This window comes from Fructilactobacillus sp. X2R5C3 (genome assembly GCF_059901325.1).
Genome location: NZ_JBWXUY010000002.1, coordinates 79,134 through 92,990, shown reverse-complemented (window position 1 = coordinate 92,990; position 13,857 = coordinate 79,134). Strand labels below are relative to the sequence as shown.

The 13,857-nt window shown below is 37.5% G+C and carries 16 protein-coding genes and 1 pseudogene; 3 read left to right on the top strand and 14 right to left on the bottom strand.

Features of this window, described 5'->3' with window-relative positions:
- Positions 1-11: 11 nt before the first annotated feature.
- Positions 12-230: a YneF family protein gene (locus AC6UDE_RS03470; RefSeq protein WP_500693858.1), complete on the bottom strand. Its 219-nt coding sequence runs from the start codon at positions 228-230 to the stop codon at positions 12-14.
- Positions 231-299: 69 nt separating this feature from the next.
- The gene (locus tag AC6UDE_RS03465; RefSeq protein ID WP_500696624.1) at positions 300-551 is read right to left on the bottom strand and encodes a DUF896 domain-containing protein; all 252 of its coding nucleotides are present in this window, start codon (positions 549-551) and stop codon (positions 300-302) included.
- A 147-nt stretch (positions 552-698) separates the two neighbouring features.
- On the opposite strand from AC6UDE_RS03465, the gene lexA reads away from it, so the two are divergent.
- Positions 699-1,334, top strand: coding sequence for a transcriptional repressor LexA (gene lexA, locus AC6UDE_RS03460; RefSeq protein ID WP_500693860.1), 636 nt, complete (start codon positions 699-701; stop codon positions 1,332-1,334).
- 12 nt (positions 1,335-1,346) lie between these two features.
- Here lexA and AC6UDE_RS03455 read toward each other — a convergent pair whose 3' ends face one another.
- The 10 genes from AC6UDE_RS03455 to AC6UDE_RS03410 form a co-directional block, all read right to left on the bottom strand.
- Positions 1,347-2,531: a hydroxymethylglutaryl-CoA synthase gene (locus AC6UDE_RS03455; protein WP_500696623.1), complete on the bottom strand. Its 1,185-nt coding sequence runs from the start codon at positions 2,529-2,531 to the stop codon at positions 1,347-1,349.
- 46 nt (positions 2,532-2,577) lie between these two features.
- Positions 2,578-3,465, bottom strand: a complete 888-nt coding sequence (gene citG, locus AC6UDE_RS03450; protein ID WP_500695570.1) for a triphosphoribosyl-dephospho-CoA synthase CitG — start codon at positions 3,463-3,465, stop codon at positions 2,578-2,580.
- Positions 3,458-4,000 carry a citrate lyase holo-[acyl-carrier protein] synthase gene (gene citX / locus AC6UDE_RS03445; protein WP_500693863.1) on the bottom strand — a complete coding sequence of 181 codons (543 nt, stop codon included), beginning with the start codon at positions 3,998-4,000 and terminating at the stop codon, positions 3,458-3,460. The genes citG and citX overlap by 8 nt, the downstream gene beginning before the upstream one ends.
- 60 nt (positions 4,001-4,060) lie before the next feature.
- A complete protein-coding gene (citF, locus tag AC6UDE_RS03440; protein ID WP_500693963.1) occupies positions 4,061-5,560 on the bottom strand; it encodes a citrate lyase subunit alpha in 1,500 nt (499 codons plus the stop codon).
- A 28-nt stretch (positions 5,561-5,588) separates the two neighbouring features.
- Positions 5,589-6,503, bottom strand: coding sequence for a citrate (pro-3S)-lyase subunit beta (gene citE, locus AC6UDE_RS03435; RefSeq protein WP_500693864.1), 915 nt, complete (start codon positions 6,501-6,503; stop codon positions 5,589-5,591).
- A complete protein-coding gene (gene citD / locus AC6UDE_RS03430) occupies positions 6,503-6,796 on the bottom strand; it encodes a citrate lyase acyl carrier protein (RefSeq protein WP_500696622.1) in 294 nt (97 codons plus the stop codon). The genes citE and citD overlap by 1 nt, the downstream gene beginning before the upstream one ends.
- Entirely contained in the window at positions 6,786-7,838 is a 1,053-nt protein-coding gene (gene citC, locus AC6UDE_RS03425; RefSeq protein WP_500696621.1) for a [citrate (pro-3S)-lyase] ligase, read from the bottom strand. Before citC ends, citD begins: the two co-directional genes overlap by 11 nt.
- Before the next feature lie 24 nt (positions 7,839-7,862).
- Entirely contained in the window at positions 7,863-8,831 is a 969-nt protein-coding gene (locus AC6UDE_RS03420; RefSeq protein ID WP_500696620.1) for an AEC family transporter, read from the bottom strand.
- Positions 8,832-8,842: 11 nt separating this feature from the next.
- Positions 8,843-10,033, bottom strand: coding sequence for an NAD(P)-dependent malic enzyme (locus tag AC6UDE_RS03415; protein WP_500696619.1), 1,191 nt, complete (start codon positions 10,031-10,033; stop codon positions 8,843-8,845).
- A 161-nt stretch (positions 10,034-10,194) separates the two neighbouring features.
- Positions 10,195-10,983, bottom strand: coding sequence for an alpha/beta fold hydrolase (locus AC6UDE_RS03410; RefSeq protein ID WP_500696618.1), 789 nt, complete (start codon positions 10,981-10,983; stop codon positions 10,195-10,197).
- Positions 10,984-11,101: 118 nt separating this feature from the next.
- Here AC6UDE_RS03410 and AC6UDE_RS03405 point away from each other — a divergent pair, with 118 nt between their 5' ends.
- A complete protein-coding gene (locus tag AC6UDE_RS03405) occupies positions 11,102-11,359 on the top strand; it encodes a hypothetical protein (RefSeq protein WP_500693870.1) in 258 nt (85 codons plus the stop codon).
- A gap of 40 nt (positions 11,360-11,399) precedes the next feature.
- Here AC6UDE_RS03405 and AC6UDE_RS03400 read toward each other — a convergent pair whose 3' ends face one another.
- Positions 11,400-12,767, bottom strand: a complete 1,368-nt coding sequence (locus tag AC6UDE_RS03400; RefSeq protein WP_500693871.1) for an FAD-dependent oxidoreductase — start codon at positions 12,765-12,767, stop codon at positions 11,400-11,402.
- 235 nt (positions 12,768-13,002) lie between these two features.
- Here AC6UDE_RS03400 and AC6UDE_RS03395 point away from each other — a divergent pair.
- A pseudogene (locus AC6UDE_RS03395) lies at positions 13,003-13,274 on the top strand (arsenate reductase/protein-tyrosine-phosphatase family protein); the annotation flags it as partial.
- Between the two features lie 222 nt (positions 13,275-13,496).
- Here AC6UDE_RS03395 and AC6UDE_RS03390 read toward each other — a convergent pair.
- Positions 13,497-13,709: a helix-turn-helix domain-containing protein gene (locus AC6UDE_RS03390; RefSeq protein WP_500693872.1), complete on the bottom strand. Its 213-nt coding sequence runs from the start codon at positions 13,707-13,709 to the stop codon at positions 13,497-13,499.
- Between the last annotated feature and the right edge of the window lie 148 nt (positions 13,710-13,857).

Genomic DNA, 13,857 nt, shown 5'->3' with positions numbered 1-13,857 from the left:
TCGACGTTTTTTTAATTTTGATGATGTTTCATTGCGTTCATCATTTGGTTAAGTTTCTTTTGTGATGGCTTTTGTCCCATCTGAAGCATCATCGCTTTAAGTTGTTCCTGGTTGATTGGTGGATTATCCTTCAAATACTTTTCCATGTACTTACGAGCACCGAAGAAGCCAATTAGTGCACCAGCTAGTAAAGCCAAAATCACTATTAAAATCCAGATCCATGTAGACAAATCATTGACCTCCCTTCAAGCCTTTTATTATTATTTTACACAATTAGCAAGGTTTTGAAAAGATTGGAATCAATCGTCTCGCAAATTTTTCTTTCGCTGAGATTCCTTGACTTTGTCTGAAGTAATTTCGTTCCCTTTTTTATCATAGACCTTAGTCATTTCAATCTGACTTTTAAAATTAGCCTTGAAACGATCTAAGTACTCTTTTCGTAACTTCTTCTGTTCTTCTTTTTCGTCTTCAGATAAACCTTCGTGTTTTGATTTTTTAGATAATTCGTTAATTCTTGGAATGAGTTTTTCTAATTCTTTATCTTCAGCCATGTTAACCTCTCCCTTCATCTGATATCATAATATCACGAAATAAAGCGTGAAAACAAGGATTTGTACACGAACAAACGTTTGCAAAATTCCGTTTTTGTGGTATTCTTATTTTAGCTAAAAACCAATTAGAAAGCACAGAGGTGCCTTATGTCGCAAGCATCACAAACAAAACAACATGATATTCTCGAATACATTTGGAAACAAGTTCGTGATCAAGGATACCCACCAACCGTTCGAGAAATCGGCGAACACGTTGGATTATCGTCAACTTCAACGGTCCATGGTCATCTCGCTCGTTTGGAAAAGAAGGGCTATATCATCAAGGATCCAACTAAGCCGCGCGCCCTTGAAGTTACTTCTGATGGAATGAACTATCTTGGTGTTTCTCAAGAATCAAAGCCGGACGAGATGCCTTTACTTGGAACCGTTGCTGCCGGAGAACCAATTCTTGCGGTTCAAGACGCAACTGATTATTTCCCGATTCCAACCGAACTCCAACGAAGTTCTGATTCACTCTTCATGCTTACCATTAGTGGTACAAGTATGATCAATATCGGAATTTTAGACGGTGATCAGGTAATTGTAAAACGCCAAAATACCGCTGAAAATGGTGATATTGTTATCGCCATGAACGACGAAAACGAAGCCACCTGCAAACGATTCTTTAAAGAAAGTGACCATTTCAGACTCCAACCCGAAAATGATGACATGGCACCAATTATTTTAAAAAACGTAGTCATCTTAGGTAAAGTTGTCGGTTTATATCGAATCGGCATTAAATAAAAACCATTCACTTCAAAGTGAATGGTTTTTTTCTTGATTTAAATACTGACGTTTACCTTCTTTAACACCAGAAAAGACAAATTTAGCAGGATCATTACTTAGATCCAATTCATAATTATCATCCAAAAGACTAGGCAAACCATTGAATATTTGTTCATACTCTTCAATTGATAATTTCTTTCGACTGTCTAACAGATTATTCATTAACTGTCTCCGATTTTGATCCCTAAAGTGATCTTGTAGCATTCCTGTATAAAACTCTCCTTGAGCTCCAGAACCATAACTAAACACACCAATTTGGTCTCCTACCCTTAAATCTGAAGAATTATCCAGAAGTGAAAGAAGACTCAAATATAGTGACCCGGTATACAAATTGCCAACTCGTTTACTGTAAACCCGACTAGCTTCAAATTCTCTTAACAATTTTTCCTGTTCCTTAACTGAAACTTCAGGAAGGACTTGGCGTAATGCTTTTAACCCCATCTTAGTGTAAGGTAAATGAAAAACAATTGCCTTTAAATCATTAAAAGTAAGACCATGTCTTTTTAAATAATCATGAACGGTTTCATTAAAAAATTTTTCATAAATATCATTTGAGTAGTGTCCATCCACAAGGGCCTCAGTCTTTCCGATTGGCCGCCAAAAATCCATAATGTCTTGAGAATAAACACTACTATCATCGCTTATAGTCATAATACGTGGGTTACTCGACACCGTCATGGCAACTGCTCCACCACCTTGTGTAACCTCGCCAGCAGTTTGAACTCCGTATCTAGCAATATCAGATCCAACCACTAAAGCCTGCTTATCGGGATGCAAGTGAACATAGTCTTTAGCCATCTGTAATCCTGCAGTTGCTCCATAGCAGGCTTGTTTAATTTCAAATGCTCGTGCGTGTGAACTCAGTTTTAACAGGTTTTGAACATAAATTGCTCCCGACTTAGAGTTATCAATTCCACTTTCTGATCCAAAAATAATTAAATCAATCTTATCTCGATTTTCTTGACTTACAATTTGGTTCGAAGCATTGGCTGCCAACGTAACAGAATCTTGGGTGGAGGGAATGACAGCTTGTTGAGTTTGCCCGATCCCAATTAAATACTTGTTTGGATCTTCATCACGTGCTTTGGCTAAATCCACCATATCAATAAAATAAGATGGGGTATAAAAGCCAATTTTATCAATTCCAACTTTCACTAATACCACTCCATTTTCAATTTAATTTTCTAAACGTCACTCATGTTTAAAAATGATCAGTTATCTTACCAAAAAAGATGGTTAAAATTAATAAATCAGCTGAACCACCTAAGCTTAAATCTTGATTATCAAAGTTTTCACACATTTTTTCCAGTTGTTCTTTAATTAGAGCGGAATTAAAAGCTTCAGTGTTTAAAATTGAAGTAACCTGCCTGTGTACCTTTTCAACGATTTCAGGCGATCCAGCACGTTTAATCAAATTACTATCTTGACTATGAGCAACAATGTTAAGTAACGCCCGAAGAATCTTTTCATTTTTATTTCCATTAAAAGCGACCAAAGCTGGCAAGCCATGACCTGTCACAGTTTTGAATCCAGCCTCGGCTTCTCCACGAATTCCTGTCATCCCATATTCTAAAAATTGGTGCTCACCAGCGGTTAATTTGCTAGCAGATTTTCTTCTCACCTGCGAAAAGTCTGATTTAACGATTCCAGCAGTCATAGCTTTTTCTACATTAATTATATCTCCAAGTGTAAAGGAAGCTTTGGACTGAGAAAGATAGCCTAGTGCTGCAACAATAATTCCCATTACGAAGATTGCACCCTTATGGGTATTGACACCGTTAGTCTCCCTAAACATGTTTTTTTCAGCTTTAATTCCATCAGGTCGAATCAACTTCAATAATTGACTTAAGTCATCACTTAAAAAATTTTGTCCTCGTAAAAAAGCGGTTTCAAAATAAGGACGCATTGTAATAATGCTGTCAATGAACGTAAAGACATCCATATCAGGATGAGATTTATGAGAAACTGGATCAACCAATCCTGGTTTTGGATTAGAAACAACTTCATCTAACATTGATTCCATCACAGCGTTAACGGTTTTATTTTTTTGACAAATTTTAACTTTCCAATCCATTACCGCATTATTCATATCCGACATTCCTAAAATATATCTCGCTAATTTTTCGTTGCAAATCAGACACGGAATGAGTACGATTCCTAGCGCATTCTTTAGCATTTCGATCACAAATCAGACATCTTCTGGGTCTCATTTTGACATCAGTCCGGGAGTAATGAGAATGATTATGATCCATTACGTCAATATCAAACAAACGTCCTAAACGATCATGATCTTCAAAATGAATTGCTCGTTTCTTCAAAACAAGCCCATCACCATCAACCACCAAAAACCGTTCTTTTCCCGCATCAGTGTTCCACCCCATTTTATCGATAATTTTCATATTGTACAACTGCGTTTTAAAGAATCGCTTATAGCCAACATCAAATAAGTTCATGATTTGTGGGTTGTTCTTGATGGGACCCGGAATATTTAACTTGATTGACACAATCGTATCCCTTGGATACTGCTCCTTTAATTGAGCCTGTATGTGTGCCCGTCTGTCTTTGTTAGCAAGTACAGCTGGGATCCCCTGCACTTTCCCAGTTAAAAAAATATTATCTTCCAACTTATCAAACTCCTTAAAAAAACGGCTCCATCTGCCTTACAGATAGCACCGTCTTTAAAATTAATCTTTTACTTGTCGAATTGAATCAATGATCGTTCCATCCCGATACTCAACCAATCCAACCGTCTTATCAGTATACTTCAGTGGTTCTTCTTTGCCGACGATCTTTTCAGCTTTTTCAGCTAATTCTTGGATGCTGTATACATGCAAACTCGGAACATCCTTAAATTGCTTAATCAGGTCTGGACGATTAGGATTAACGGCGATTCCAAATTCGGTTACTAAGACATCAATCGATTGCCCTGGAGTAACAGCTGTACTAATATGATCTACCACCGTTGGAATGCGACCTCGTACCAGTGGAGCACAGATGATTGTCATCTTAGATGTAGCAGCATCCTGATGTCCACCAACCGCTCCTCTAATTACGCCATCAGAACCAGTTAACACATTAACGTTAAAATCAGTATCAATTTCCAAGGCACTTAAGACCGCAATGTCTAACTGAGCGACCATTGATCCTTTATTATCAGGATCAGCATACCATGACGCATCAATTTCCTGTTGGTTTTTGTTGTTCTTCATTGAATCAGCAGCGGCTTTATCAAAGTCTTGAACATCCATTAACTTATCAACTAATCCCTCTTCAAGCAAATCAACCATTGGTTTAGTAATTCCACCCAAACCAAACGAGGCATGAAGATGATTATCAAGCATTGCTTGTCTTAAGTAACGAGTAACAGCAAGGGCAGCTCCACCAGAGCCAGTCTGAAATGAGAAGCCATCTTTAAAGTACGGTGAATTAACAATTACTTGATTGACCGCTCTAGCAATGGTCAAATCTTTTGGATCCTTAGTGAAACGAGTAGCGCCAGAGCCAATTTTATTAGGATCACCAACTTTATCCACCTTAACGACATAATCGACTTGTGTTTGTCGAATTGAGGCAGGGGTGTTGGGATAGTCCACCACATTATCAGTTAATAAAACGACTTTATTAGCATAAGCTGCGTCCATTAACGCATACCCTAGTGAACCAAATGCGGCTGGACCTTCCATCCCGTTAGCATTACCACAACAGTCAGAATTAGGAACCCCTAAAAAGGCAACATCGATTTTGATATCACCGTTTTCAATGGCACGAGCACGGCCTCCATGGGATCTGAAAATCACTGGATTTTTAAGAATTCCATGAGAAACTTCGTCACCCAATGAACCACGCATTCCGGATGTGGTGATGTTAGTAACGGTTCCATTCTTGATGGCTTTAATTGCCATATCATTCATTACGCCGGTCAGTGAAGAAGGTGCTAAAGTTAGATCTTTAATTCCAAGGTCCATGATCGCCTTCATCACAAGATTAAAGATGTAATCACCATTACGTAAATGGTGATGAAATGAGATGGTCATCCCATCCCTCACGTTATCTTTAACAACCTGCTTTAAATCATCCTTTAATTTATCATGTCCATCTTGAACCTGGACTTTAGGAGCCGTTCTTTGAAAGACCGGGTTACCAATCCTAGTGGTTTCAAATGGTTTAAAGTGCAGTTCATTCATTAATTTATCGGGTAAATTACGACCTAATTTATTTTCCAATGTAATGACCCTCCTTATCAATCAAGCCAGAAGCTTTAGCTAGTTTCATAACTCTTTCAGCTCTGAGTGCAACTGGTCTATCAACCATCTGTCCGTTCATTGAGATAACTCCTGAGCCAGCTTTTCTTGCTTTTTCAATCGCAGCAAGTACATTCTCGGCGTTCTTAATTTCTTCTTCACTTGGAGCATATACTTGGTTAACTAAAGGAATTTGGCGTGGATTAATAACTGATTTTCCGTCGTAACCCAACTCATGAATATACTCGGTTTCTGCCAAGAATCCCTTCACATTATCAACATCGGTGTAAACCGTATCAAAAGCGGCGATACCAGCTGCTCTAGCAGCATTTAAAATCATATTTCTGGCAAACTGTAGTTCCAAGCCATTTGGATAACGGTGTGTTTTTAAATCCGTTGTGTAATCTTCCGCCGATAAAGCAATCCCAATCATGCGATCAGAGGCTTTAGCAATCTCAAGTACATTCATGACACCTTCAGCGCTCTCAATTGCGGCCATTAAATGAGTGGTTCCAACTGGAATGTTGAACTCCTTTTCAGCGTCAACAACTAGACTCTCCATCTCTTCAACCATTGCCGCACTTTCAGTTTTAGGAATTCTAATAACATCGATGCCAGCCTTAACCATCATTTTGACGTCAGCTTCAAAGAAGTCAGTGTCGAGTCCATTAGTTCTAACAACTAATTCTGCATCACCATAATCAACCGTTTTTAAAGCCTCATAAACTAAGTTTCTTGCAGAATCTTTTTCCGCTAACGAAACTGAGTCTTCAAGATCAAACATGATTGAATCGGCGCCATAGATCCCAGCATCTTTGATCATCCCTGGATTGTTACCTGGAACAAACATCATCGTTCTTCTGAGTCGTTCACCATTTTCAGCCATTATAGTGCCTCCCATGCTGGTTGTTCGCTGTCGCCCACGGCCCGTTGAATTGCGGTAATCGTTCGAGCCTTAATTACGCAATCTAAAGCTCCCTGGTCAACTGCCTTAATATTGACATTATCTAATTCAAATTTGTTAACAACTTCCTTAATGGTAGCAATAATATCATCACCAAACCGTTTCTTAACATCAGATTCAAGATTAATTTGGATTCCGTTAGTACCCTTACTGACTGTGATCTGAATGTCAGAAGATTCCAGCGTTCCATCCATTGCCGTTTTATTAATTCCCATTGATCTTCATTCCCTTCTTAATTCTTTCCTGTAACGAATCCATATGTTTGGTAATAAACTCGTAAGTTGTTTTTGGGACAATCCCTTTAATTGATGTTAACTCACCATTCTTAATGGCCATCCGAACCGTTCGGGCCGAAATCACTTTTCCGGCTTCATCCTGATCTCGTTTAATAACTTTAACTTTGACTTCAGGCGGGAGAACCTTTTCTAAAATTTGATTATAGATTGAGGTCGTTTTGGAATTTGGCTCCGTTCCAAGAAACCGAACGTTAATGCCAAGATCTTTGGCAATCCAATCTTTAAAGATTAATGCATCAATGGTTGTCTGATACCGCACCTTGTCTGCTTGCGCCCCCAAAAAATACGAAGGAAAAGTGGCATAACTTACTAAGTAATCGCCACCCGGAACAACCATCACATTCTTTAAGTCAGAAACGTCCTCTTGAACAAGTTTTAATCGTTCTTGTGACGTAAACAGTGATTTATCAGTACTTACAACAAATACGTAAACGTTATCACTAACTTCTGACGCTTTTTCAACCAAATATCGATGACCATCGGTAAAAGGATTAGCATTCATGACAATCCCGGCATTATTATCAGTTTTATTAACTTTAGGCAGACTTTTAAGATAATCAGTAATACTATAATCACCGGTCTCTAAAAAGGCCGCATCATCACTTTGAACGAGTTCCTTAAACCCAACGTGTTCGAAACTTTCCGCATACATTGGCTTTGTAAAGACAAAGACATGAAAGACTCCACGTTGTCCCAAACTTGTTAAAAGATTCGAAATTACCTTGTTAAAATAAACCCCATTTTCAGTGTACTTATGACAAACACCAATGTACTTCAAAATGTTTCCAGAATATGAACCAGTACCAACTAATTTATTCCCATCAAAAAGTCCAACGGTATAATCTAAGGGATCAACCTCATCACCAGAAAAATTGGCGATGCCAAGTGATTTCAAAAAATCTCTCCACTGATTAAATTGGTCAGGAACCTCTAAATTAATTTCTCTAGTCTCAATATTCATATCCTCAATAATCTCCCGTTTCTACTAACCCATGATTAACATAATAATCGGAATTACGATGATAAAGAGGACTGAGGTAGATACAACCACGTTTGTAGCAAACTTAACATCACCATGATAAGTTTGTGCCAAAATTGGCAGAACTGCAAGTGAAGGCGTAGCAGCTTGAACAATCAAAGTCTTGGAGAAGGTTGGAACCATTGATGCTCCGAGTTTGAACCCAACAAAAATAATTGCAGCCATGACTAATGGTGAAATCACGAAACGGCCTGCTAAAGTCAAAATGACATCTTTATCAAAATGCATGTTTCTAAGACCAAATGATCTCAACATAATTCCAATATAGATTAATGCAAGTGGGGTAACCAGTGCCCCCAAATCAGTTAAGGTTGTTTGGACAAAATTAACCAATAAATGTTCCTGAAGCCATGGAATATACAAAAATGGAATGGCAACAATGAATCCCCATAATGGAGCCGGAATCAAATGGTGCCAATCAAATTTAGCTTTGGAACCATCTTTAGCGGTTGGATCGTCTGCAGCAATTACCCAAACACCTAAAGTCCAAATAATGATCGTATTTACAATATAGTAAACAAGTAAATAAGGGACTGATATCTCACCAAATAAAGCAACGTTTAAGGGCATTCCAATAAAAACGGTATTAGCACCGTTAATACCGGTCATCATCAGTCCTCTTCGACCCCTTTTAACTCTAAATAACTTAACTTCAATCCATGAAATAACGTAGCCTAAAAGGATAGCAAGCACAACATAGATTAATCCAGTTGACAAATTAGCTAGTTGTTCTGGATGAAAATATTTAAGCATTGCCACAAAAATAGAACATGGTAAAGCAACTTTCATAATAATCTTTGAGATTGAACCGGAAAATGATTCTTTAAACCATCCAAGTCCTTGTGTTACATAACCAACTGCAATCATAATTACAATCGCTAGCACACTCTGGATTGATGTAATAAATATTGCCATAATTGCACCTCTTATCCTTTTTCACCATATTTTATAATTGAATTTGTGACTGTTTTAACAACATTTTCATCAAAAACCCCAGGGACAATTTTATCTGGAGTAGGATCAGGAATCATGCTGGCTAACGCGTCAGCAACGACTTCCTCAATTTGGTATGTAACCTTTTTAATTCCACTCTTTAAAAGTCCTTTGAACAGACCTGGGAAAACCAAAATATTATTAACTTGATTTGGATACTTACTAGATCCAGTCGCAATCACTTTAGCACCACCAGCTTTAGCGTCTTGTGGAAGAATTTCCGGAACTGGATTAGCAAGCGCAAAGACAATCGGATCCTTTGCCATTCTTTTAACTTGACTAGTACTTAAAACATTAGCATCTGACAGACCGATAAAAACATCCTGATCATCAATTACATCATCCAGAGTTTGTCCTTCTTTTCCGTTCAAAGATTGGGCAAGTCCAGTTTGATATGAATTATAGTTCTCACTATTTGGCTTAACCACGCCATCGATATCAACCAAAGTAATATTTTTAATGCCAACATGCTCCAGCAACGAGGCAGTAGCGACACCAGATGCTCCAACCCCATTGACGACGATCTTTAAATCTTTCAACTCTTTACCAACTACTTTACTAGCGTTGATTAATCCGGCCAAAACTACAATAGCAGTTCCCTCTTGGTCGTCATGATAGACCGGAATATCTAATGTTTTACTCAAGATATCCTCTAACTCAAAGCATTTTGGTGCCGCAATGTCCTCCAAATGGATCCCAGCAAAGGTATATTGAATACTTTTAATGTGAGTGGCCATTTTCTTGGCATCTTCCTGATCAATGGCAACTGGTAACGCATTAACATTGGCCAAGTCTTTATATAACAAAGCTTTCCCTTCAACAACCGGAAGCCCTGCAGCTGGTCCGATGTTACCTAATCCTAGAACTGCTGAACCATCAGTAACAACAGCAAGCAACTTTCCACTCATTGTGTACTTGTCCTTTAAACTAGGGTCTTTTTCAATGGCCTTGGAAATCTTAGCAACACCAGGTGTGTAAGCTTCACTAAGTTCCTCACGGTTTTTTACAGGAAATTCTGATTCCATTTCTAGCATTCCCGTGTGCTTTTCATGAATGGAATAAATATTATCAGCCACGTAAACCCCTCCAATTGTTTTTATTTTCACGCAGACAAGATTGCTCATATCCGCTTACATTGTGATTATATTAACCAAAGTGCGTAAAGTCAACCAAGTTAACACTCTTTAACAAACCCAAATAAAAAACGACCTCATTAAAGTGAGACCGCTATTAAAGGGTTAAGTCTAATAATTCACACGGTGATATTTCTTACCATTGTGATTTATTATATTCTTTTCACAAACTTCAACAAAATATCGTTAAACACATCTGGCTGTTCAGCCATAATAATATGCCCCGCATCTTCAACAATCTGATAATGACCATTACGAGCCATCCCAGCTGCAACTTTTGCAAAGTGATAATCAAAAAATGGTGATTTTCTTCCCGCTATAATCATCAATGGAACCTTCAAATCACTCAAAATGTCACGCCAATCTTGAAAAGCATGATCCACTAACAACGAATAGTTTAAGTCGGCGTCATATGGATACTTCTGTTTTAACGATTGAATCTTACTATATAAAAGATCATTAATTTTACTATAAGTCGAACGTCCAAATGGCTGCTTCAAAAGTTCAGGAAAATTACTCCAGTCTAAAGCCTTAAATCCGTATGGCCATGACCGATCCGCAATCATCTTAGGACTCTGATCAACGTCTACAATGGCCTTAATTCCCTTATCAGTAAACAAAGAAACGTACGCAAACATGGTTGCTGCTCCCATTGAATTCCCAAGCAAGATTGGTTCTTTTAATTTTAGTTCATTCTGAATCTCATATAAATCCATCGCATGGCGCGACATTCGTTCATCCTTACTAGTACGCTCAGACATCCCCTGATTTCTAGCATCCACGTTAATAACCCTAAAACCGCTTTCGACTAATTTTTGGACAGTAAGGGTCCAAATCTCTTTATAGCCCCCAATTCCGGTAAGAATCATCACGGGTTGATTGCTTTTATTTCCCTCATCATCATAGTCTAATTCCACATTATCAGAAGTATAAAATTTCATTATTGCTTCACCATTTTCTTTAAGATTTATTTTATATGTTAGCACTTCTCTTACTACTAGATTCATACCAATACCAAAAATTAATTGGTAGTATAATAACTACGAAAGAAGGGATGATATGAAACGGATTACTTTAACATTTCCAGCACCTGGAAATTCAGATACTAAAACCATTAAAGTTAACGATGACAATCAGTACGTCATGAAATTAACTACCTTAGATAATCTGGCTCCAGATGGCCATTCACTTGAAATTGAATTTCTTCCTAAGACCAGTGAAGATTTTCCAGAACGAGGTACTACCATTTATCTAAATGGTTTTGATAAAACGTTCAAATTGTCAAATGGTGATATTCTAGTAGCAAAAAGTATGTAATAAAAAGGGTCTGTTGATTAAGTCAACGGACCCTTTGGTTTTATTTGTGATCTAACTTATCTTGTGCTTTTTGAGCTGCGACGTTCATGATATTCCATGGACGGTCAAAACCTGGTTGGAAGAAGAAGTCAGCATATGCCAAGTCATCAACGGTCATGTGTTGTTGAATTGCTAATGAAATGGTATTGATATTAGCAGTTACATCCCGTTTTGACATGATTTGAGCACCCTCAACTTCACGAGTCTTGGGATCAAAAGTTAACTTGAAGTATACTTCTGCATTCAACTTGTCATCATGAACAAACGGAGGAACTGCAGTGTCAACAACAAAGACAGATTCAACGTCAACGCCAGCTTTTTCAGCAGTAACGTCCTTAAATCCAGTTGAAGCAAACTTGTAATCAAAAACATGAAGTGCTGATGAACCAGAAACTTCAGTAGTCTTACGCTTCTCATCGTTCAGGTTCATGGCAGCTGAGCGACCTTGACGTCTAGCGTTAGAAGCTAAAGCAATGATTTGCTTCTTGCCAGTGGGTGCGAAAGTAACCTCGGTAGAATCACCAACGGCAAAAATATCAGGTTGATTGGTTCTTTGATATTCATCGGTCTTGATCATGCCCTTTTCGTCAAGATCAACTTTACCTTTAAGCCAATCGGTAGCAGGACGAATTCCGGCAGTTTCAATCACTAGATCAGCATCCCATTGGTCACCATTAGTTGAAATAACTGAAGAAACGTTTTCATCATCGTCACCAACGTATTCTTTAACACTTTGGTTCAATGATAATTTTACGCCGTTCTTTTTAAGCTCAGCTTCGAGAATCTTAGTAAACTCTGGATCCAAGTAAGTAGGAAGAATGGTTTTACCAGTATCAACTAAGGTAACGTGCTTACCAGCCTTAGCGAATGATTCAGCTGCTTCAATCCCAATGTATCCACAACCAACGACCGTGACGTTGTTGATACCAGGAGTAACTTCAGCTTCCTTCAATTTAATGGCCCAATCACGTCCACGCATTGCGTAGATATTACCTAATTCCTTCCCTGGAACTGGAAGTTGGAATGGATTAGCACCAACACTTAAAATTAATTTGTCATATTTTTCAGTGCTCTCTTTGCCATCATTAACGTTTAAAGCAGTTAATGTGTGAGCTTCAGGATCAATATCAGTGATTTCAGTATTAATGTGAACATTTACACCTAATTTTTCCATGCCTTCTGGAGTTGCATAACTTACAGAGTTAACATCTTTTACGACGTTTTGAAGATATAACTCAATTCCACAAGATAGAAAAGATACAAAGTCTCCCTTTTCGTACCATTCGATGTCAGCATCAGGAAAATCTTTTAAAACTCCTCTGACAGCTTCGAATCCACCATGAGATGATCCAATTACAGCTACTTTCATATCTGCTTCCTCCTTCAATTTTTAAATTGTCGTTCTCTATGAACATTTTTATAGTACCACGCAATTACCTAATGAGACTACAAAATGTTCAATATTTAATAAATTATTTGCACACAATTTGATTGAACTACCCATAAGTTAAGCAATTAATAACCGATAAGATAAGTTACTAATAGTATCCATAGTCATCATCTTTTGGTATCATGACGTATAAATTATTAAGGGATGAATTAAAATGAAAAAAATTTATTTTTTGTGTACGGGAAACTCGTGCCGAAGCCAAATGGCGGAAGGATTTGCCAAAAAATATTTCCCGCAAAACTGGCAAATAAAAAGTGCGGGAGTAAAAACTCATGGTTTAAATCCAGTTGCGGTTAAGGGATGAAAGAACGTGGAATTGATATTTCTCACAACACATCAAAGCTAATTGATAAAAGTTATTTAGTTAAGTGTGATTTAATCGTTACGCTTTGCGGAGACGCTAAAGATAAGTGTCCAGTTACCCCACAATCAGATTGACCAATTAGTAAACCAATTGTCAGTTGATGAGACCAAATAAACTAATTATTACACGACAAAGACCTAGATCAACTACTGCAACTGATCTAGGCCTTATTAAATCTTACGATCACTACACATACTAATACTAATTACAAACGTGAAAACAAGTAGTATTAATACATTTAGTTTATCTTATTGCTCTTTTATCACATGGATAACAAATGAAGATTACGAAACTTTGATATCTAGGTACTTAAAAATTTGCTTCCTAATTCTTTGAGATTTAGGACTCATCTCACCATGAATTGCCCGATTTAATTCAACTGGTGAGACATCAACAATTTTTGACATATCAACTTGAGTCAAGTCCTTGTTAATTAAAGCAACTTTGATCTTTTTAAATACTCTTTGAGCATTACGTTCCAATTCAACGTTAGCCATTATTGATCCCTCCTTTCACAATTTATTAATTAAGTTATTGACTATGTCTATCCTTTGGAATAAAATGTAAATATGATGAAAATAATGGACTGTATTTAAACTATTTTCTTCGTGGGAACTAGTTTAGATACTTTTAACCATTGATATT

Excerpts from the sequence above, each read along its gene's own strand:
- AC6UDE_RS03465 (WP_500696624.1), bottom strand. The coding sequence starts at position 551 with ATGGCTGAAGATAAAGAATTAGAAAAACTCATTCCAAGAATTAACGAA.
- citE (WP_500693864.1), bottom strand. The coding sequence starts at position 6,503 with ATGGCTGAAAATGGTGAACGACTCAGAAGAACGATGATGTTTGTTCCA.
- lexA (WP_500693860.1), top strand. The coding sequence starts at position 699 with ATGTCGCAAGCATCACAAACAAAACAACATGATATTCTCGAATACATT.
- AC6UDE_RS03410 (WP_500696618.1), bottom strand. The coding sequence starts at position 10,983 with ATGAAATTTTATACTTCTGATAATGTGGAATTAGACTATGATGATGAG.
- citF (WP_500693963.1), bottom strand. The coding sequence starts at position 5,560 with ATGAATGAACTGCACTTTAAACCATTTGAAACCACTAGGATTGGTAAC.
- citD (WP_500696622.1), bottom strand. The coding sequence starts at position 6,796 with ATGGGAATTAATAAAACGGCAATGGATGGAACGCTGGAATCTTCTGAC.
- AC6UDE_RS03400 (WP_500693871.1), bottom strand. The coding sequence starts at position 12,767 with ATGAAAGTAGCTGTAATTGGATCATCTCATGGTGGATTCGAAGCTGTC.
- AC6UDE_RS03415 (WP_500696619.1), bottom strand. The coding sequence starts at position 10,033 with ATGAGCAATCTTGTCTGCGTGAAAATAAAAACAATTGGAGGGGTTTAC.
- citC (WP_500696621.1), bottom strand. The coding sequence starts at position 7,838 with ATGAATATTGAGACTAGAGAAATTAATTTAGAGGTTCCTGACCAATTT.
- AC6UDE_RS03390 (WP_500693872.1), bottom strand. The coding sequence starts at position 13,709 with ATGGCTAACGTTGAATTGGAACGTAATGCTCAAAGAGTATTTAAAAAG.
- AC6UDE_RS03405 (WP_500693870.1), top strand. The coding sequence starts at position 11,102 with ATGAAACGGATTACTTTAACATTTCCAGCACCTGGAAATTCAGATACT.
- citG (WP_500695570.1), bottom strand. The coding sequence starts at position 3,465 with ATGAATAATGCGGTAATGGATTGGAAAGTTAAAATTTGTCAAAAAAAT.
- AC6UDE_RS03420 (WP_500696620.1), bottom strand. The coding sequence starts at position 8,831 with ATGGCAATATTTATTACATCAATCCAGAGTGTGCTAGCGATTGTAATT.